The following is a 19718-nucleotide window of genomic DNA, read 5'->3' as shown; positions in this document are numbered from 1 at the left end:
GCATTAAGCTAACGGGAAACGCTAGTTCCATAAACACGATAAAGGCAGCCCGTCAGTAAATGTGATCGGCTGCCTTTATTCAACTAACGGGCAAGTTACCTTAATAAACTAAGTGGTGGATAAAATATAAATATAAGAGTTCTCTCCCGAACTATTAGAAAAAGTCATGGTACGATGTCCTTATTCGGTTGTTTCAGGGGGAGTGAGGAGAACATGTTAAATACTCATGATGTTGCAATAGAAGCATTAACTTGTTATTCGTTTACTTATCAATCAATAGCTCATATTGGCCAAAATGCAAACACCATCTATAAAGTGACAGATAAGGAAAGTAACTGCTATAGTTTGCGGATACATCTATCAAAAAATGATTCGATGGAAAGTATTTGGTCTGAGGAAAAAGTCATTCATTCAGAAATGATTTGGCTGCAATCATTAATAAATGATACTGATCTGGTGTTACCGTCACCTATAAAAAATAACATTGGTGAATATGTTACTAAGATAGCTGACATGAACTGTACATTGGTAAAATGGGTAGAGGGTGAACAAAAACAATTTGTTCCAACAGTCAATGATGCCGAGTGCGTAGGTGAATTGATCGGAAAGCTTCATAAACAATCATCTATTTGGAAGGTTCCGCAATCATTTACTAGACCATCCTTTGATAATACTAGAATTTCACAATCATTAGAAAAGCTCAAACAGCTTGCTGACGGTGGTGAGCTCAATAAAAATGATGTGGAAATTCTGCAATTGGCCGGTGAGCGTGCAATTTTAATGATGAACGATATAGAAAGAACACCTGGCAACTGGGGGATAATTCACGCAGACTTGATTCCAAGTAATTATGTGTTTCATAAACAAGAAGCTAGAGCCATTGATTTTGGAGCTTGCGGGTTCGGATATTATTTATTCGATTTAGGTTGGGCACTTTCTTATATCCACCCAGCGTTCAGAAGCCAGTTGCTAGAATCATACGCCAAACAATTCGGCCTGCCTCATAACTATGTTCAACAGTTAGATGGTTTCTTTGTAGCTGCCCAACTCGAAACAATGAATTTTTGGCTTGGGTTGCCTGAATCTAATGAGTGGTTACCCAGTCACATTAGTAGATTAGCAAGTCGGGAATTTAAGTTATATGTAAATAAAAAAGAATTTCTTTTTAGTGGGACTCCTTACTGGGAGTAATTTGTTCTACTAACGGGAAACGTTGTCTCAAATCACGATCAGCCAGCTGCGTGATCAGCTGCCCTTTGCGCGATCTTGATCGTATCGGACCGTATTGCAGCTATTCCAGCATATGGGTTCATATTGCGAAGGTTTCGGACTGTATAGCTCTTATTGCCCTTGATTTGCGTAGAAAAGAAGTACATTTGAGGGGATAGCTGCAACTGAGTCCGATAGTTTGGCAAAACGAGCTGAATTGTGGAAATAAGAGCAACTGAGTCCGAACAGTTGGTGAAAAGAACGCCGCCTGCCAAATTTGCTCCTAAACGTGCTACCTAGCGCTTAAACTAGCCGTCTATAGCTCAAGCTATCTACACCGTGCGCGGAATTAGCTAACTACAGCTCGAGCTATCTACACCGTGCGCGGAATTAGCTACCTATAGCCCAACCTAGCTACTCCGTGCGCAGAATTTGTAACCTGTTGCTCAAACTAGCCGCCTATGTCTCGAAACTAGCTGCCCTTTGCGCGATCTTGATCGTATCGGACTGTATTGCAGCTATTTCAGCATATGGGTTCATATTACGAAGATTTCGGACTGTATAGCTCTTATTACCCTTGCTTTGCGTAGAAAAGAAGTACATTTGAGCGAATAGCTGCAACTGAGTCCGATAGTGTGGCAAAACGAGCTGAATTGTGGAAATAAGAGCAACTGAGTCCGAACAGTTGGTGAAAAGAACGCCGCCTGTCAAATTTGCTCCTAAACGTGCTACCCAGTGTTTAAACTAGCCGCCTATACACCGTGCGCGGAATTAGCTACCTATAGCTCAACCTAGCTGCACCGTGCGCGGAATTAGCTACCTATAGCTCAACCTAGCTGCACCGTGCGCGGAATTAGCTACCTATAGCTCAACCTAGCTGCACCGTGCGCGGAATTAGCTACCTATATCTCAACCTAGCTGCACCGTGCGCGGAATTAGCTACCTATAGCTCAACCTAGCTGCACCGTGCGCGGAATTAGCTATCTATAGCTCAACCTAGCTGCACCGTGCGCGGAATTAGCTACCTATAGCTCAACCTAGCTGCACCGTGCGCGGAATTAGCTACCTATGGCCCAACCTAGCTACACCGTGCGCAGAATTAGCTAACTACAGCTCAAGCTATCTACACCGTGCGCAGAATTTGTTACCTGTTGCTCAAACTAGCCGCCTATGTCTCGAAACTAGCTGCCCTTTGCGCGATCTTGATCGTATCGGACCGTATTGCAGCTATTTCAGCATATGGGTTCATATTGCGAAGGTTTCGGACTGTATAGCTCTTATTGCCCTTGATTTGCGTAGAAAAGAAGTACATTTGAGCGAATAGCTGCAACTGAGTCCGATAGTGTGGCAAAACGAGCTGAATTGTGGAAATAAGAGCAACTGAGTCCGAACAGTTGGTGAAAAGAACGCCGCCTGCCAAATTTGCTCCTAAACGTGCTACCCAGTGTTTAAACTAGCCGTCTATAGCTCAAGCTATCTACACTGTGCGCGGAATTAGCTACCTATAGCTCAAGCTAGCTACTCCGTGCGATAATTGAAGGATGGGCAAAGGTGAAAACGTTTATTGGCTTATAACGCACCAATTAAACCTTGGAAAGAAGCTTAATATAAACAAGAAGGCAGCCGATCAACACGATCAGCTGCTTTTGTTCATCTAAGAGTAATTTCTCAAATAAATAAAAGCATCCTTGACTTTCCCCTGCACGGGAAACTGTATACTCACTTTATGTTATAGATTGGAGATGATATTTTGTTCAAAATTAGTGCATTTTCTAGGCTAAGCAAGGTATCCTTAAAAACACTGCGTTATTACGACCAGATTGGCATACTAAGGCCGAAAAAAGTGGATCAGGATACGTGCTACCGTTACTATTCCGCAGATCAGCTCCTTGAGCTCAACCGAATTTTAATCTATAAGGAATTGGGTTTTACATTGCCTCAAATTAAACAGCTGCTTCAGGAAAATATTTCATTAGAAAATATTCAAGGCATGTTTAAGCTGAAAAGAAGCGAAATCCAGCATATCATCGATACGGAACAAGCTAAACTCGTCAGGATTGAGGAACGTATGCAGCTTATAGAAAAAGAGGGGCAATTCGAAACGGGTCAAGAAATCAGAGTCAAAGCAGAGGGTGCTCAATTGTTTCTTTATCAGAAAGCATGCGGGAAAGAAGAGGACATTCCGGATTTGCTTCGTCAATTTGATCAGTTTATAACGACGGAAAATCGTCAATTCATTCAAGGCCCTCAGGTTGTTTTGTGGAAAGAAGTCGAAGGAAAAGAGGATGAGTTTGAGTTTGAAGTCGGGTATTTTTTAACCTGTGAGCTGCGATCATTTCCAGAACCGTTTCAGCTACGGACTCTTCCTCCTGAACCGATGATGGCCACAATGGCTTTTCATTCAAATACTAGTTTTGATTGTGCTGCCTGTGTTCATTTAGCTAAATGGATTGAGAAAAACAACTATCAGATCAAGGAGAACGAACCGGGCAGGGAGTTATATTTACCGTTATCTCCAGAACGAGATGCACAATTCATAGAAATACAAATTCCCATTATAAATAGATAACAGAAGAAGTGGAGTGGGGGAAATTGAAAAATAAACGGATCATTTATATTCTGGCACTGGCTGTTTTTCTGATTGGAACCATTGAATATATTATTACAGGAGTTATTGAGATGATTGCTGTGGACTTGGGAGTATCTACTTCTGAAGTTGGATTATTGGTGACTGTGTTTGCCCTCTCTGCAGCCTTTGTCGCTCCGGTTTTGATTGCATTAACGATCAATGCAGATCGCAAGAAACTACTAATGATCACCCTAGGTGTGTTTATTGCCAGCAATGGACTTATGTTTGTAGATCTTGCTTATGAAACAGTACTATGGATACGTATTATCCAAGGGGCTAGCGGAGGAGTCGCTACCGTTGTAGCCATGGCAATAGCGACCCGACTCGTTGAAAAAGAAAAAAGGGGCAATGCCATCGGTATCATTTTGATGGGGCTTAGCAGTTCACTAGTGCTTGGTGTTCCTGTGGGCACATTTTTTAGTGAGATGTTTGGATGGAGAGTGCTATTTGTTTTAATCGGATTATTAAGTATTCTTCCATTACTTATCATCTATAAAAAGGTTCCGGCAATCAAAGAAGAGGAAAAGGTTACCCTCAGAATGCAGCTCTCTATTTTAAAAAATCCAACCATTCTGATGGCCTTGGTTATTACGTTGTTTTATGTCGGCGGCTATTCTACACTGTTTACTTATATTACGCCTTTCTTGCAAGCCACGTCCTCTCTTTCCATGACCGAAATTAGCGGTGTTCTGTTCCTGGCGGGCATTTGCAGCTTTGTCGGATCAAAGCTGGGCGGACAACTGGCAGATGCAAAGGGATCGAAATTTACCATTTGTCTCGGGCTTCTGTTACAAGGGGCGACTCTGCTTTTATTTGCTCTAGCCGGAGTCAATCTGTTGGTTTTAATCTTGGTTTTAATGATTTTTATGTTAGCAACGTGGAGTATTTCCCCGGCCCAGCAACTATATCTGGTTACTCTGGCGCCTCGAAATCCGGACATTGCTCTTAGTGTAAATACTTCGTTCATCCAATTTGGCTTTGCACTGGGATCTGGATTAGGCGGGTTAGTCATCAGTCGTACCTCTGTCCTATATTTGAATTGGCTGGGTTTTGCCGCTGTATGTATAGCTTTACTTCTTGCCATCTTACTATTTAAAAAAATGAGCAGTAGGACTAAAATTACTATGGTTTAAATAAGAAATGGATTGGAGAACGACAAAGAGAACTTTATCGCCGAATTTTTCCAGAGCCATCTGGGACTGAGTATCAGCATTCCAATTTAATGGACAGAGCTGATGTTGAGTGTTTATTTGATTACTGTCAGATATTAGAAGCGATAACCTCGAAGAATTTATTTTTGAAGTCGAATCACATGTCGATTCATTACCTGAACTTTAAGCTAGAGTGAAACGATATCTTAATAAAAACAAGAAGGCAGCCGATCAACACGATCGGCTGCTTTTGTTCATCTAAGAGTAATTTCTCGAATGAATAAAAGCATCATTGACGTTTCTCAGCACGGGAAACTGTATACTCACTTTATGTTGTAGATAGGAGATGACACTGCGTTATTACGACCAGATTGGCATACTTAGGACGAGAAAAGTGGATCACGATACGTGCTATCGTTACTATTGGATAGTTCATGGCGAGAAGTTTGTCGGCCAAATGTATTTTGGTGTTCTTGTCCGCGAGGGGTTCAAGGGTGCCCAGAGCGACTAGCTTGTAGTAAAAGTACCGGATTCTACATCGTGGAGTCAGGCTGTTGTCAGCTGCCAGCTAAGCTAAGTGTAACTCCATTTACGTTACCGATCCCTAGGAAAGTCCAGCGAGAGAAAGTCACTGCCGCCAACCCCCACCAATGTAGGCCCTGCCTTTATTTGCGAGGCGCTCCTGAAGACCGGCTATGATGACCGGATGTAATTCTGATTAAGGTCCATGCCAATGCATCCCAATACTGGAAAAACGGGAACCTGGCTGAGAAGGTGATGCACATGTTCAAGCGGATCACCAACCGGGATTCATCTGTAGGTTTCATTTGCTGTGCAGCCGGAAGAAATAAATGTCACGCCTGAGGCTACTCAAGTGTTATATCTATAGAAACAGAAGAAATAGAAGAAAGGAGACCAACGTGGATTCTATGGAAGAGAAGATTAGGAGAATACAGGCCGGAGATGCCCGCCTGTTCTCAGATGTAATCAAGCTGTACCAGCAGCGGATATACCTCTACTGCTTCCGGATGCTGAACAGCAGGGAAGAGGCGGAGGATGCGGTGCAGGATGTCCTGATTAAGGCCTATCAGAATATCGGGCAATACAAGCCGCAGGCGGATTTCGTATCATGGCTCTACAAGATCGCGTACCACCATTGTCTGAATCAGTTGCGGCGGCAGAAATTTCAGTTTCAATTGCGCAAGCTGCTCTGGCAGGAGGTTACGGTGAACAGTGCCGAACAAATGGTCGAGGACCGTCTGTTCAGCGAGCCAGTCTCGACCGCCCTGGGGAAGCTGAATGTGGAAGACCGGAATTTGTTGATTCTGCGTATTTATGAAGATAAATCGTTTGCGGAAATCGGCGAAATTCTGGGTGTCAGTACGGCTACCGTACGCAAAAGATATGAACGGACCAAAGGCAAGCTTAAAAAGGTGTTGGAGAGAAAGGAGAAACAACTATGGACAAGAGTGAATTAACCTCGGAGGAGCGGTTTCTGAAGCACGGAGACCGGTCCGCCAATTTCATCCCCGTTGATGTTCATGAACAGGTAATGACAGCGCTCGGGCTTGGCGGGATCTTACCTGCTGCAGAAGAGCAGACCCCTCTGCAGACACTTCCGCCAAACGAAGGGGCTCCTAACGTTATGCGCAGGCTAAAGACAGAAGCCGGAACGGGGCGGAGCCGGAGGAGAATCCTGCGGATTCCGGTGCAGGGCTGGGTGGCGGCACTACTTGTAATGGTCTTGTTGGGCGGCGGTTATACCCAGTATTCCGGTGAACTCCGGCAGGGGGCCCAAATTCAGTACAAGGTGCTGCCCTATAAGCCACTTCTGGCAACGAAATCAGGTGGAATGATAGAGAAGCCGAATGAACCCTTGATTCCCTGGCCGGCCAAAGCGCAGCTGAGCAAAGAGGATGAACTCTACAAGATGAAATATGCAAAGGGCTACAATGCCATTGAGAAGTTGCTGCTTCCTGGAGAGTATGCCACCTATGTTATCAAACGTGAAGACGGGAAAGAAGAATCTCATCTTGGGTTATACTGCCCGCCGATCATAGTCAAGGACTATTCCACTTATAAGACCAGTGTTGAGAAGCACCACGCTCCCGAAGTGAAGCAACCGGGATATATGCCGGACGGGTATACCTTGGACGAGGCGTTTATCAAGCCTTCTTTTATAAAGGTCGAAGATGACAAGCAGTTTAAAGGTGAAAGCGAGATAGACCTAGGAGACAACTTCCGGATGACTTGGAAACGGGAGAAGGCGGAGAATATTGCCTATGATTCTTCTACACTTGTGTACAAGAAGGGGAAGATTCAGGTGAGAATCAGTGCCTCACGTGTTGATGAAAAAGCTACACCGGTAGAAAGCCTGATGTGGACCAAAACGACAAAGGTGGAGAATATTGATATTGGCGGCAAGCAGCTCATTTATCTCGAACCTTCCAGCAACGAAAAGATTGACCTGGGGTATAAGTATAGACTAGTCTGGTCTGACCCGGAAGCGCAGATCATCTATAATGTGTCGGTTCGCCAGGAGAAATCTGAGTTGACCAAGGATGAGGTCATCCGTATTGCTGCCAGTATGATGAATTAAACGAACACAGATATTACGCTCAGGACTGTTTCGCTATCTATGATAGCGGGACAGCCCTCGAGCGTTTTTTGCATATGCGAAGCACTGCATATTCGTGAGATTTTATAAGAATTCTTGCATTGCTCTCATATGAACTTCCGATTCATATTATTAATGTAGCAATGTAGCAAGATATTGCAGATTATAGCCTCTCGGAATAAGGAGCAGCATGGAGGGGCTAAACCAGAGAAAGTGCATAATTAGAGCTGGAAAAGATGGATTATGAAAACCAGTTTCAAAAAAAGGGCAAACCTCAAGTGGGTACAGTGTGCTATACTGCTGCGCAATGTAACACTCGAAGTCTGCCCTCTATACATAAAGACCGTCTTCAGTGGTTCAAGTTTGTCCTCTATGTATAACGACAATCCCGCTGTTCTGTTTTCCAGTACAAGTGTAACACGACTGAAAATCAACGAGGAGGCTGAATAACGATGCGAGGCTGTATCAGCAAACGAAAGAATGGAACCTATGCGTACACGATTGAACTCGGGAAACATCCTGTTACACAAAGGAGACGGTAGCGCCTCAAAGCCGGTTTTGCTACATGGAAAGATACTGAACAAGCCCTAGTGCAGGCATTAGCTCATTTTGGACGGGGAAGTTACATAGCGTTCCACTGCCCCAGCAGCAAAATTCAAGTGCTTTATGAAATCAATGAAAAAAGTGGTTGGTTTGACTGCGATAAGCTCGAAGAATTTATTTTTGAAGTCGAATCACATGTCGATTCATTACCTTAACTTTACGTTAACGTGAAACGATAACTCAATAACGACACACAGGCAGTCGGTCAATGGATCGGCTGCCTATGTTCAACTAACGGGCAGGATACTTCCAATATGTGGTATTCTAAGGTATGGGATTTGAACAGGGGGGAGCCATGTTGACGGAAATAAAATATCCAGTTAAGAATCCATCCAGAATTGGAACTATTATAGGCATGATTGCTCTTATATCGAGTCAATCTATTCTTGGATTGAGATTATGGAATCAGAGAGGGGTATTCTACACTTCGTTAACTGTGGTTCTTTTGTGTTTAGTTTTATTGTTACTCGCATTGTACAGAACATTTTTTAAGAAACCAACGGAGTTATGCCTATCCAATGAGCAAATTATATTAAATGGAAATATTATTAATTCAAAGGATATTAAAGTGATAATGACCAGGGGGTACTTTAAACCTGTTATTGGGATATTACCTTACAGGAGGAAGATCGTCCCATTAGATATGGCATTTAGGTATTCAAAGGATGAAGATAAAGGTATCTCGGATTTAAAGAGTTGGGCAAAAATGAACAATGTTAAGATGGTCAATAAATCGTTTCAAACGTGGATATAAGTGTATTCAAAAGCACTATTCGGCAGTTAAATGCGGTATTATATAGTACGATTATCCATAAGAGATGAGGTGCCTTTATCAAGAAGAAATATGCTTTTCTAATCGTTTCCATATTATTATTTGTGATGGCTTATACAAAACCAAGTAGTCAATATTATGATAATTACCTCCATAAGGTTCACGGTCTTAAATGTGACAGTTCCGAAAGCTCAAATTGCTTTCATACTATTAATGACTTGAAATCATCAAGTCTCACACATCAGATTATTTTTATGACAGCAGAAACAAAAATTTTTGGAGAGGCAGATAACAAAATACGAGTAGTAGGTATTTTCAATCATTTTTTTGTGATAGAAAATTCCTAAATCAGATAATAACAATAATATCGAAGTTCCGTTAAGCTAACGGGCAGGATTGTTTAGAAAGTCCCTGATTGTATTTACCTATGCTTACTGTTAATCTAAACAATAGAGATGCTAACAAAGGAGCATAAACCTTATCATGTGGAATACTCTGTAAAGATTAACAATTTGAAAGAATGCCTAAAATAGTGATTACACTATTTTATTAGGTGTGCTTTTCTTTAATCTTACAGGGTATGCAGGGAAAGGTGTATCATATACCATCCTGCGGATACCTGATGGTATCCGCTTTTATTTGTGGGAAACAGCATCTCTATTGATTCCTACCTGTTTATCCTTCTACTAGCGAGTGGAGGAAATTTATTATGCGATCGAAATTAGTCTTGATTGAGGGAATGCTAGGATCTGGTAAAACAACAACTGCTCAGCTCGTTCATGAAATTCTTACGGAAGTGAACATTACATCCCAGCTATTTTTAGAAGGTAATTTGGAACATCCTGCTGATTATGATGGAGTCGCTTTCTTTAAGAAAACTGAATGGGATGAATTATTGAATACCCATAAAAAGTTTAAAGATTTGTTGAGTAATCTAATGATTCAACAAGATAACGATTACTTCCTAGAATATCGGAAAATAAAAAGTGAAGTCTGGTCAAGTTTTCCAGATGAATTGCATCGCGCAGTTTTTAAACATGATATTTATGAATTGCCGCTAGATCAAAATAGGAAACTGATAACAGAACGATGGACGAAGTTTGCGGATCGTGTTTTGTATGGCGCAGACACCTTTGTTTTTGATTGTTGTTTTATACAAAACCCTGTAACTATAGGCATGATTAAACATGGTGCGGAGAAGGAAGACGTTATAAGTTATGTTATTGAACTGGCAACAATTGTAGAGCGGCTGAATCCATTGTTGATATACGTACAGCAGAATGATCTTGATCATTCTTTCAGAAAGGCTGTAAAGGAAAGACCTCAGGAATGGTCAGAGGGATTTATTGAATATTACACGAACCAGGGGTATGGAAAAACACAAAATTATAAAGGGTTAGATGGAACACTGCAGGTTCTTAAAGCAAGAAGGGAACTAGAAGAAGAGATTTTTACCAGATTAAATATTACCAAGATAAAAGTTGATAACTCTTCTTATAATAAAAACGATTATAAGCAAGTTTTAGAGGGCATTTTATCAGAATATTATAAATCAACAAACTAATGAGAGATTGGATTCTAGGGATTGCAGGCTGAAAAAGAGGCAATCTATAAAGCTTACGGGAAACGATAGCTGAGGTGCATTGCCATGGCAATGCTCCTTTTTTATTTGTTGAAGTAACGGGCAGGATTGCTTCATCCACTGTCGAATCCTTTGCTTGAATATTTCTATAAAGGAGGGGATGGAAATTAAGATACGAGAAGTTGTAGCAAATGATTATGCTGAAGTTGTTTTTTTATGGAATGATGTACTTGGTGTTCGCAATGTTAATATTGAAAATTTTCGAGTTACTATGGAAAACATGAATAAGGCTGGGAATTATAAAACATTCGTTGCATTATTTGAAAATGAAGTGGTTGGTTTTGTCACTATAGTTCAGGCGTTATCCGTAGGGTCTTCGAATGGTTATCTACATATTCAAGGGCTTGCCGTTAAAAAGGAATTACAGCATAGTGGGATAGGTACAGAACTACTAAGACACACTGAGAATTATGCTAAAGAAATGGGAATATCAAGTATTATTTTATGTAGCGGATTTAAGCGAACCGACGCCCATGCTTTCTATGTGCATAATGGCTATGTCAAAGATTCATACTGCTTTGATAAGATTATTAAACTTGACTAATTTTGAATTAATTTACCGGGAAACGATAACTCAATAATGACACACAGGCAGGTCAGCGTGGGATTTATGTTGTTTATTCAGGAGGATTTTTGATTGTGGGTTATGAACAGGATTTTAAAAAAAGGGTACATGAAGTTATTAAACAGAAACAACTATGTTCAGTTATGAATGACACTAAGTGGGGAAACTTACAAAGTGATGTACTAAATAAACTACCTTTTACCCCTCCATATCAAGCTAAGTATGTCTTAGACGATATACTTTATCCAGAGAACTTCGAAAACGACGTCTGGTATTTAGGGGATTGGATAGAAGGACTTTCACCTTTTTTTTCTGTAGAATGGATACGGGTTAGACCAAGGTATCAGAAGCACAAGGGGAATCTGCTTCCTCCTGAATTAATTGACATAAGTAAAGAATTTCTTTCGATTTTACATGAATTAAGAATTCCGTATAGAGAAGAAAATAATACATTTTTTATTTATGGATATATATCAAATACAGACTCACTTTTCAAAGGTAATCAATTAAGCTAACAGGAAACGTTAATTTAATAAAAACATGTAAGCAGCCGCTCAAACAACCGGCTGCTTTGTCATTTAAACTTGGTTTGATTTCGGATAAATAAAAGTTGCAAAAAGGAAAAAGATTGCTATACTAAATTTAAACGTTATTTTAAATGTTATTTAAATCAAAGGGAATATACTTGGAGGTTGCGTATGGAGACAGACAAAAAGTTGGAAACAAAAGAGAAGATTATGCGTGCCACACTGGAGTTGACCAAACAAGAAGGCTTTGAAAGGATCACTATAAAAAAAATTGCAGAAGCCTCAAGCACGAATGTCGCTCTAGTTAACTATTACTTTGGGTCCAAAGAAAACTTGTTTAGCGAGTCCATCAAATTGATATTGAACAGCTTTCAGCATACCTTTGCCATACTTGACGATTTCTCTATATCCTCACGAGATAGATTGAGGCAATTTTTACTGGATTATTTGCAAGTGATCCTTCAATATCCCGAATTGCTCTCCAGAATCATCCTGATGGGCAAGACCGTTTTCTCCTCCCAGCATGAATATGGATCATTTTTGAATCTATTGGGGTTTCCTAAGATACAAAATACTTTAAGAGAGTTAACCGATGAGCAGCAGCCAGAGCACCTGATGACCATGACGATGCAGATTTTTGGAGCGCTTTTTCTACCGGCACTTATGAGTCCTATTCTAGAAACAGGAGCTTCCGTGAAGATAGCACCTATAGAGGAACAGATTGACCTGCTCTTTGCAAGATACTTTCATTAATAAACTCAGATTGAGGTGATTAAATGAATTTTTTAAGAAAATATTGGCAGGATATAGGACTATTCATTGGCATTGTTATATGCATGTATCTTCTAATGAATTGGGAAACAATACCGCGGATAAACAGCATATTATGGTTAAGCTTTGTGGCGATCCTTCTTCATCAATTTGAGGAATACCGCTGGCCAGGGTACTTTCCAGGCATATTCAATATAGCCCTTTTTAAAAGTGAATCCCCTGACAACTATCCATTAAATAAACAGTCGGCAATGATTATTAATGTGGTCATCGCCTATGTGTTCTACTTGCTCCCTGTATTCTTCCCGTCAGTAGTATGGCTGGGGATGGCACCTGTTTTAATGGGCTTTTTCCAAATCATTTTCCATGGAGTCGTCATTAATATAAGAGCAAAAAGCATGTATAATCCAGGATTAGTCTCCGCAATTTTTGTACATTTGCCGGTGGGGATCTGGTACATCAACTACTTATATGAGCATCATTTAATAACCCTCTCAGACTGGATTTGGAGCGCAATTTATTTTGCCATAGCTGTTTATATTTTAATAGTGAAAGGAAATACATGGATGAAAAACAAAAACTCCATTCACAAATTTTCGCAAAAGCAATTATGGTCTTTTCATAAGTAGCTCCTCATAACCCACCAGAAGGTTCAGTTGGCCTTTAACTAAACACAGAACATTAATCCTATCGTTACTGGAGGTTGATGCACTGTGTTTTTTTCTGCGAATTTCTTCGTTTGCTTCGCGCTATGAAAATGTTGAAGTTAATATTCTGTTGAGGATCTCATCACTATCTGTTTACGATTCAGAGTTAGAGTTAGAGAAGGCCAAGCGAAAAAGGAGCTTTCTCATGAACACAGATCCTAAAGTGCTTATTGTAACTTCGGCATTTGGAGACGGGCATCTCAAAGTAGCAGAAGCGATTGATCATTCTTTTAGACGTAGAGGGATCAGCCGGATTGTCACCTTGGATCTTTTCGCTGCAGTCTACCCTACTCTGAATGAGCTGTCCCGCAGATTCTACCTGAACAGCACAGGTTATACTCAAGAATTTTATGGATTAGTGTACAAGTTGACGAGCAAGATGAACCCAGACCAGTTCATGGGTAGATGGATTCATTCTATGGGCAAGCGGAAAGTGCAAAGGATCATCGACGAGATCGGACCGGATATTATCATTCATACCTTTCCTTATTTGGCCGCTGCAGAGCTTGCATCAACAAAGGGGAGACGGATCCCCCTTTTCACTGTCATGACGGATTATGTGGTTCATGGCAGATGGCTTCATCCACAAACCACAAAGTATTTTATCGCTACGGAAAGCATGAAAGCAGAACTGATGTCATTAGGTATTGCTGAAGAAAAGCTTGTGGTTAGCGGGATTCCGATTCGTGAAGCTTTTGAACAGACTCAGGAACGTGAAGCCCTTTTACGTAAGCATGGACTAGATGGAAATCGGCATTATCTATTACTTGCGGCAGGAGCTTACGGCGTGTTGAGTGATATTAACCATTTAATAATGAGGGTGCTGCAGCTATCAAACTTCGATGTAATGGTATTGTGCGGGAATAATCATAAGCTCATGATGGCTACGGAAGAGCTTTTTCAAGGGAATCCTCGGGTACATATACGGGGTTATACAGAAGAAATGCAGGAGCTAATGTGCATATCCTCCTGTCTGTTGACCAAAGCAGGGGGGATTACCTTGACTGAGGCGATGGCTCTAGCACTTCCTGTAATTGTCTATCGTCCGCTCCCCGGGCAGGAGGCAGGTAATGCAGAATGGTTGTCTGAGCACAATTTAATAGAGATTGCCCGAAACGAGGAGCAGTTAGTAGAGCAGCTTCAGAGATTGGAGCATCTGGGGTACAGGGATGAAAAGGTGCAGGATATGAAGAACTTTTCCCGGAAATCAGCCGCGGATGCTATCGTTACTGAGGCTTTAGAGGTTATCAAGCTGCGGCAGCCGTCTGTTACAGCCGTAAAATCTATGGTTGTTGAAGGGCAGGCGAAGACGATTCATGGATATTATTAGCAAGGTAGAAAGACCACGCGTTGTGGGTCCTCTAATTGGAGGCTGGCTCGGAAGCTCAGGGAATGAATTGCTGCCTTTTCAAGTAAGCGCCTGTTTATTTGATTATAATTATTTATTACCAGATAAAGGGTCGATAAGATGTTATTATTTGTATGGGTGAATTTATTGAAAATGCTGCTTAATTGTCATTGGGGAGGTCAAAATGTACACGAATCAGAAGTTAGAGGATAGTTTGCATGAAATGCTAATCAAGCTTGTGGAAAATGAAAAGTTTCCGGGATTAGCGGCCGGAATCGTAAAGGACAACCAAGTTCTGTTTACTGGTGAATATGGGACGGCAAATTTATCGACGGGTGATCCTGTAGTTCGTGGCACTTTGTTTCACCAAGCCTCTGTCTCCAAAACCTTCGTAGCAACCGCCATTATGCAATTAGTTGAGCGTGGTAAGGTAGAATTGGATGCTCCCATCACTAAATACCTGTCATATTTTAAGTTAGAGGATGAGCGGTATCAAAATATAACAATAAGACAGCTTATGAATCATACCTCTGGTATGCCTGATGAGGAAGATTACGCGTGGGAACGCCCTGAATACGACGAGCAAAGTCTTGAACGATATGTAAAAGGGATAGGTCACCACAAGCTGTTAAGCCAACCGGGAGAGAAATTTGCCTATAGTAATATAGGATATGAGATCTTGGGAGATATGATAGCAAAAGTCAGCGATATGAGCTTCGAGCAGTATATGGAAAAAAATATTCTGAAACCGACAGGAATGCAGTCCAGTTCTTTTCTTAAACAGGAGGTTGAAGCTTATATTGCTGCACCTCATGTGCTTGGAGCTACCCATGAATGTGATGGCTGCGTTAGTAGTGTTTTTCCATATAACAGGGCTCATGCACCTAGCTCCACTTTATATACCCATGCCGAAGATATGTGCCAATATCTGCTGATGCATCTAAACGGTGGAACAGCCGGGAACGGCAATGAAGTCCTCCAGCCAGGTAGCTATAATGAAATGTGGAAACCTCATGCACAAACGGGCTATGATCCGGAAAATGCACAGATAGGATTGGGCTGGTTTCTAGGAGAATATAAGGGTTCTCGTATTCTCTCACATTCCGGCTGGGATACTGGATTCTTAAGCAATCTGTTCCTGCTTCCTGATAAAAAAATCGCTATTTCTGTTATGAGTAATTGTGACTATGTCAACATGGGCAGTGTATGCTTCCCAATCCTTGATCTGTTGCTTGGCTCCAATATTTAAAATGAGTCTGTAAATGATTTTACAACTTCATAACAAGGGGCTTCGTACTTTATAACATTCGTATCTTAAAGTACATGTAAGTCAAGCCCACTTACACTATGGAGGTTATGAGAAATGAAGAGTAAAGATGTGAAATCAGCCCTCGGGGTGATCGCGATATCCAGTGGTCTGCTAGCCCTCACTGCTTTGGCAGTGCCCACAATCGTCGCTTATACTACAGTGAACCAGAATGTGTCTCAAGCGAACGTTTCCTACACGCAAGAACTCAACCAGAAGCCAGCTGTTCAACTGGCGAGTAGCCAGATCCCGGTACTTAAGGTTGCAACCAAAACACCGGTCTCGACGATCAAGTCTTATTTTGAGCGCACAGTCACTGCTGAAGAAATTAAGCAGATTAATGAGTATGCAGAGAAGGCCAGGCTCACTGGCAAGGATGAACAGCTTACGCGGCAATTTACGGACCAGGAGAATAAGCGGCGGATGTTATTGGATGATCAATACAAGTACGATGGCTTACGGCCCAAGCAGAAGCTACCTTTGAAATCAGGGAGTTCCGAATTTTATCTGGATCAAAGCAAATTTACCTATGTAATTCCTAAGCGCGAACTGACTGATGAAGAAATGCTGCAATTGATCGACTGGAATTATCGCTTTAATTATGTGGTAAGCCTCAATCTTGTCGTGGCACAGCCAGATAAGAAGGACATCAGTCAGGATGAAGCCCTACGCAGAGCAGAAGAGAGCGTAAGCCGTCTATTCGGTGTCGATCTCTCAAAGTTGCAGGCTCAGACCTCATATTATAAACCTTTTCCTGATTCGAAAGGGCAATGGTTCGTTAATTTTCTACCTTACCGTGCAGAGACACTGCGGGCTCAGGATAAGTCTTATTTCATGTATAATACGTTCGTGGATGCAAAGAGCGGGACCGTACTTGATACCACGATAGTGGACCTGTCCTATAAGAGAACGCCGATTACAGCAGCTATGAATAAACAGATTAGCCAGGATTCCAGCTGGCTTCAAGCCGCTAAATCCATTGTGGTGGACAAGCAGGGCGAGACCCGTGCGATAACCAGCTCATCTATCATTAAAGACAGTGCATATGACAAAAGCGGAGTAGTAGCGGTCTTGGTCAAACTGAAAGACGGTAGCTCCTACACGGTAGAGCTGCGCTATCCGGAGAAGACTCTGCGCTGCCTGATCTATACACCGGTTTCCAAGTAATGAAGTGAACCAGCGTTATAAACTACTTTAGTATTTACAACCTACAGCAAGCCCCACTCGGGGCTTGCTGCTCTGCATTTTGAGAGCTGGTGGATGACTATTGTGAGAGCAGGCATGGGTATAGGAATTTCTTTTTACAAGAAGGGATGGTTAGATGCTAGATATTAAATCCTTACAAGAATGTCCTCTTCGTCAAAATGAGCTTATTGAGTATGTCAAAAAACGGTGGCCAAAAGTACAACAAGCTGTGCTCCCCAATATACAAGAAAGTTTAATCTCAAAAGATGAGGAGTTCCCTTTTACATTTTTGCTGTTGAAACATGATGTAATCATCGGGTTTTATCAATTAATTGAGCAGGAATTTATAACTCGAAAAGATTTATCACCTTGGATTGCGCCATTGTTTATTGACGAAAGTGAGAGGGGCAAAGCACTAGGAGCCGTTTTGTTGGAGCATGCCAGAAAAATAGCTGGGCAACTAGGTTATGCAAAAGTCTACTTGGCGACGGATCATATTCTTTATTATGAGAAATATGGATTTAAGGAGATAGGTCTGGATAACTTCGAGTGGGGACGGCCCACTAAAATATATGAACATGACACTATTACATAAATGACCCAAATGGAAAGCAGGAGTTATCATGGAACATATCTTCGAATTAGCAAAAATAAAGAGTGAAGAAATAACGATACTCGAACTGCAGGATGCAATGGATAGAGGGGATGTTAGTTCTAGGGAACTTGTTATGTATTACATGTATCGGATAGCAACGTTTGACCAGAGTGGTCCCATGATAAACTCTATTATGGAAATGAATCCAGATGCGATTTATATTGCCGAGGCATTAGATCAGGAAAGGAAATTAAGCGGAGCACGAAGTCTTCTACATGGTGTGCCTGTATTATTGAAAGGAAATATTGAAACGAATGATAAAATGCATACAACTGCGGGCGCATTAGCTTTGGAAAACCATGTTAGCTCGAACGATGCTTTTCTTGTCCAAAAACTAAGGGATGCTGGGGCCATTATACTTGCAAAAACAAATATGACGGAATGGGCAAATGGGATGTCATCATCCATGTGGGCTGGGTATAGCTCAATAGGTGGACAAACCAAAAATCCATACGGTGATCATTTTCCGGGGGGGCCAGTACGGGTTCTGCCGCTTTCGTTGAAAATTACTTATATAATCTTCCGGCTCAACTTCCTGTCCATAACCTAAATGAATGGATGGAATGGAACGAGCAGAATTCGGAAAAGGCTTTGAAATATGGACAAGATATGCTGAACTATCGATCACAGCTAGATAAACCGTTGAATCATTCGGAATATATTGTAGAGTCTATCTCTGGCTTATATTATTCGCAAAATATGGGGATCGATCATGCTTTAGAAAAGTATGGATTGGATGCAATCCTGTTTCCTGCTTATGTCGGAGATGATTTAAGTGCTAGAGCAGGTTGTCCAACTATAGCAGTGCCCGCAGGCTTTCAAGAGAATGGAAGAGCCTTACTTATTAATAGAAAAAGGTGCATTTACAAACGAACGTATGTTTGCTAAAATGTTGATGTGGATAAAAATACCAAAGTGAAGAAAAAAGCGTTTGAGATTAGCAATCCATAAGAAACAACTCAAGTTGAATTCTGCTAAAATGTAGTTAATGTCTAATGTAGATATCCCTCATGAACAAAGGAGAACTGAAAATGAGAAAACTCGTTCTATTTCTTCACGCATCGCTTGACGGTTTTGTAGAAGGGCCGAATGGTGAAATGGACATTGGCTGGGTTTCCTACGATGCTGATTTGGAGAACCATGCGAAAGAAATTCTGAGTACTGCCGACACTGTCATTTGGGGACGTGGGACTTATCAGATGATGCACAGTTACTGGCCATCTGTCCCTTCGAACCCATCAGCTTCGCAGCATGAACGGAATCACGCCGAGTGGATCGAAAAGACAGCCAAAATTGTTTTTTCCACGACGCTGGAGAAAGTCGAATGGAATAATTCCAGACTTGTGAAGGAAGCTGTCGAGGAAGAGATCAATAACCTCAAACAGCAGCCCGGCAAGGATATGGTCATCCTCGGCAGTCCTAGATTCGCACACCACCTTATGCAGCTTGATTTAATTGATGAGTATAAAATTACGGTTTCTCCCGTCCTGATCGGTAAGGGATTGCCATTATTCCAAGGTCTCAAGGAGAAGAGAAATCTTAAGCTAATTGAAAACAAGACCTTTGATTCTGGAGCCATAGGTCTCGTTTACCAGACGGTAAGATGACTTTTCACTTAAGGTGATTACGCTCACGTGGAACGTTAATGGAACGACAACAGCGGCAGTCTAAGACTTTATTTATCAAGTCTTGGTCCGCCGCTGCTTCTTTTAATGGATCCAGTCTAATACTTTATTTCTACCAAACACTAATCAGATGTTGGTTCTTTCATAAACCAGGAAATATGGGTGCATCGCTTACAAATAAGGATGGCAGCGTTTTTGTTCGCCCAGTCAAAGCCTAAAAATGATGCGCCGCTTGTGTTAAGCAGTTTATAATCCAGATCAAAAGTATCGTTTTGACAGCAAGGACAGATTATTGGTGCGCCTGCAGCACTGTATCTCATTTTAAAAACCTCCTGTGGATTTGTATAATACTTTAACGTATTTGAGGTTATTCAGGTTTCGTGCACTTGAACTTACTAGTTAATTT

At 41.4% G+C, this 19718-nt stretch carries 18 protein-coding genes and 2 pseudogenes; 19 read left to right on the top strand and 1 reads right to left on the bottom strand.

Annotation, left to right across the window (positions count from 1 at the left end):
- Positions 1 to 213 precede the first annotated feature (213 nt).
- The 19 genes and pseudogenes from MHH46_RS23045 to MHH46_RS22955 all read left to right on the top strand — a co-directional run bounded on the left by MHH46_RS23045 (position 214) and on the right by MHH46_RS22955 (position 19294).
- Positions 214 to 1191, top strand: coding sequence for a phosphotransferase (locus tag MHH46_RS23045; RefSeq protein ID WP_076130256.1), 978 nt, complete (start codon positions 214 to 216; stop codon positions 1189 to 1191).
- Positions 1192 to 2959: 1768 nt separating this feature from the next.
- Positions 2960 to 3778, top strand: coding sequence for a MerR family transcriptional regulator (locus tag MHH46_RS23040; RefSeq protein WP_076194965.1), 819 nt, complete (start codon positions 2960 to 2962; stop codon positions 3776 to 3778).
- A gap of 23 nt (positions 3779 to 3801) precedes the next feature.
- Entirely contained in the window at positions 3802 to 4971 is a 1170-nt protein-coding gene (locus tag MHH46_RS23035; RefSeq protein WP_076194967.1) for an MFS transporter, read from the top strand.
- Between the two features lie 364 nt (positions 4972 to 5335).
- Positions 5336 to 5413: pseudogene (locus MHH46_RS23030) on the top strand (transcriptional regulator); the annotation flags it as partial.
- 505 nt (positions 5414 to 5918) lie between these two features.
- Entirely contained in the window at positions 5919 to 6467 is a 549-nt protein-coding gene (locus MHH46_RS23025; RefSeq protein WP_076130253.1) for an RNA polymerase sigma factor, read from the top strand.
- Positions 6449 to 7588: a DUF4367 domain-containing protein gene (locus tag MHH46_RS23020; RefSeq protein ID WP_081387989.1), complete on the top strand. Its 1140-nt coding sequence runs from the start codon at positions 6449 to 6451 to the stop codon at positions 7586 to 7588. Before MHH46_RS23025 ends, MHH46_RS23020 begins: the two co-directional genes overlap by 19 nt.
- Before the next feature lie 892 nt (positions 7589 to 8480).
- Complete coding sequence (locus MHH46_RS23015) at positions 8481 to 8963, top strand: hypothetical protein (protein WP_405132516.1); 483 nt, start codon at positions 8481 to 8483, stop codon at positions 8961 to 8963.
- A 727-nt stretch (positions 8964 to 9690) separates the two neighbouring features.
- The gene (locus tag MHH46_RS23010; RefSeq protein ID WP_076194970.1) at positions 9691 to 10545 is read left to right on the top strand and encodes a hypothetical protein; all 855 of its coding nucleotides are present in this window, start codon (positions 9691 to 9693) and stop codon (positions 10543 to 10545) included.
- 178 nt (positions 10546 to 10723) lie between these two features.
- On the top strand, positions 10724 to 11167 hold the full coding sequence (locus MHH46_RS23005) for a GNAT family N-acetyltransferase (protein WP_076194973.1): 444 nt from the start codon (positions 10724 to 10726) through the stop codon (positions 11165 to 11167).
- Positions 11168 to 11262: 95 nt separating this feature from the next.
- A complete protein-coding gene (locus MHH46_RS23000) occupies positions 11263 to 11703 on the top strand; it encodes a DUF6678 family protein (protein ID WP_081386470.1) in 441 nt (146 codons plus the stop codon).
- A gap of 183 nt (positions 11704 to 11886) precedes the next feature.
- Positions 11887 to 12468, top strand: a complete 582-nt coding sequence (locus MHH46_RS22995) for a TetR/AcrR family transcriptional regulator (RefSeq protein ID WP_076184227.1) — start codon at positions 11887 to 11889, stop codon at positions 12466 to 12468.
- A gap of 23 nt (positions 12469 to 12491) precedes the next feature.
- Positions 12492 to 13115 carry an HXXEE domain-containing protein gene (locus tag MHH46_RS22990; protein WP_076194975.1) on the top strand — a complete coding sequence of 208 codons (624 nt, stop codon included), beginning with the start codon at positions 12492 to 12494 and terminating at the stop codon, positions 13113 to 13115.
- Between the two features lie 223 nt (positions 13116 to 13338).
- Positions 13339 to 14523, top strand: a complete 1185-nt coding sequence (locus MHH46_RS22985) for an MGDG synthase family glycosyltransferase (protein WP_076194978.1) — start codon at positions 13339 to 13341, stop codon at positions 14521 to 14523.
- Complete coding sequence (locus MHH46_RS22980) at positions 14510 to 14683, top strand: hypothetical protein (RefSeq protein WP_179086335.1); 174 nt, start codon at positions 14510 to 14512, stop codon at positions 14681 to 14683. Before MHH46_RS22985 ends, MHH46_RS22980 begins: the two co-directional genes overlap by 14 nt.
- Before the next feature lie 42 nt (positions 14684 to 14725).
- Positions 14726 to 15790: a serine hydrolase gene (locus tag MHH46_RS22975; protein ID WP_076194980.1), complete on the top strand. Its 1065-nt coding sequence runs from the start codon at positions 14726 to 14728 to the stop codon at positions 15788 to 15790.
- Positions 15791 to 15904: 114 nt separating this feature from the next.
- Positions 15905 to 17014 (top strand): hypothetical protein, encoded by a 1110-nt coding sequence (locus tag MHH46_RS22970; RefSeq protein WP_076194982.1) that lies wholly within the window; start codon positions 15905 to 15907, stop codon positions 17012 to 17014.
- A 154-nt stretch (positions 17015 to 17168) separates the two neighbouring features.
- Entirely contained in the window at positions 17169 to 17627 is a 459-nt protein-coding gene (locus MHH46_RS22965; RefSeq protein WP_076184222.1) for a GNAT family N-acetyltransferase, read from the top strand.
- Between the two features lie 28 nt (positions 17628 to 17655).
- Positions 17656 to 18521: pseudogene (locus tag MHH46_RS22960) on the top strand (amidase family protein); the annotation flags it as partial.
- A gap of 197 nt (positions 18522 to 18718) precedes the next feature.
- Positions 18719 to 19294, top strand: coding sequence for a dihydrofolate reductase family protein (locus MHH46_RS22955; RefSeq protein ID WP_038572611.1), 576 nt, complete (start codon positions 18719 to 18721; stop codon positions 19292 to 19294).
- Positions 19295 to 19434: 140 nt separating this feature from the next.
- On the opposite strand, the gene MHH46_RS22950 is transcribed toward MHH46_RS22955, so the two are convergent.
- Positions 19435 to 19632 (bottom strand): hypothetical protein, encoded by a 198-nt coding sequence (locus MHH46_RS22950; protein ID WP_076130220.1) that lies wholly within the window; start codon positions 19630 to 19632, stop codon positions 19435 to 19437.
- Between the last annotated feature and the right edge of the window lie 86 nt (positions 19633 to 19718).

The sequence above is a fragment of the Paenibacillus sp. FSL H8-0175 genome (genome assembly GCF_045040615.1).
In the GTDB taxonomy this organism is placed as follows: Bacteria; Bacillota; Bacilli; order Paenibacillales; family Paenibacillaceae; genus Paenibacillus_AQ; species Paenibacillus_AQ odorifer.
Note: the sequence above shows the minus strand (reverse complement) of the source record. Positions and strands in the feature narration are given on the sequence as shown.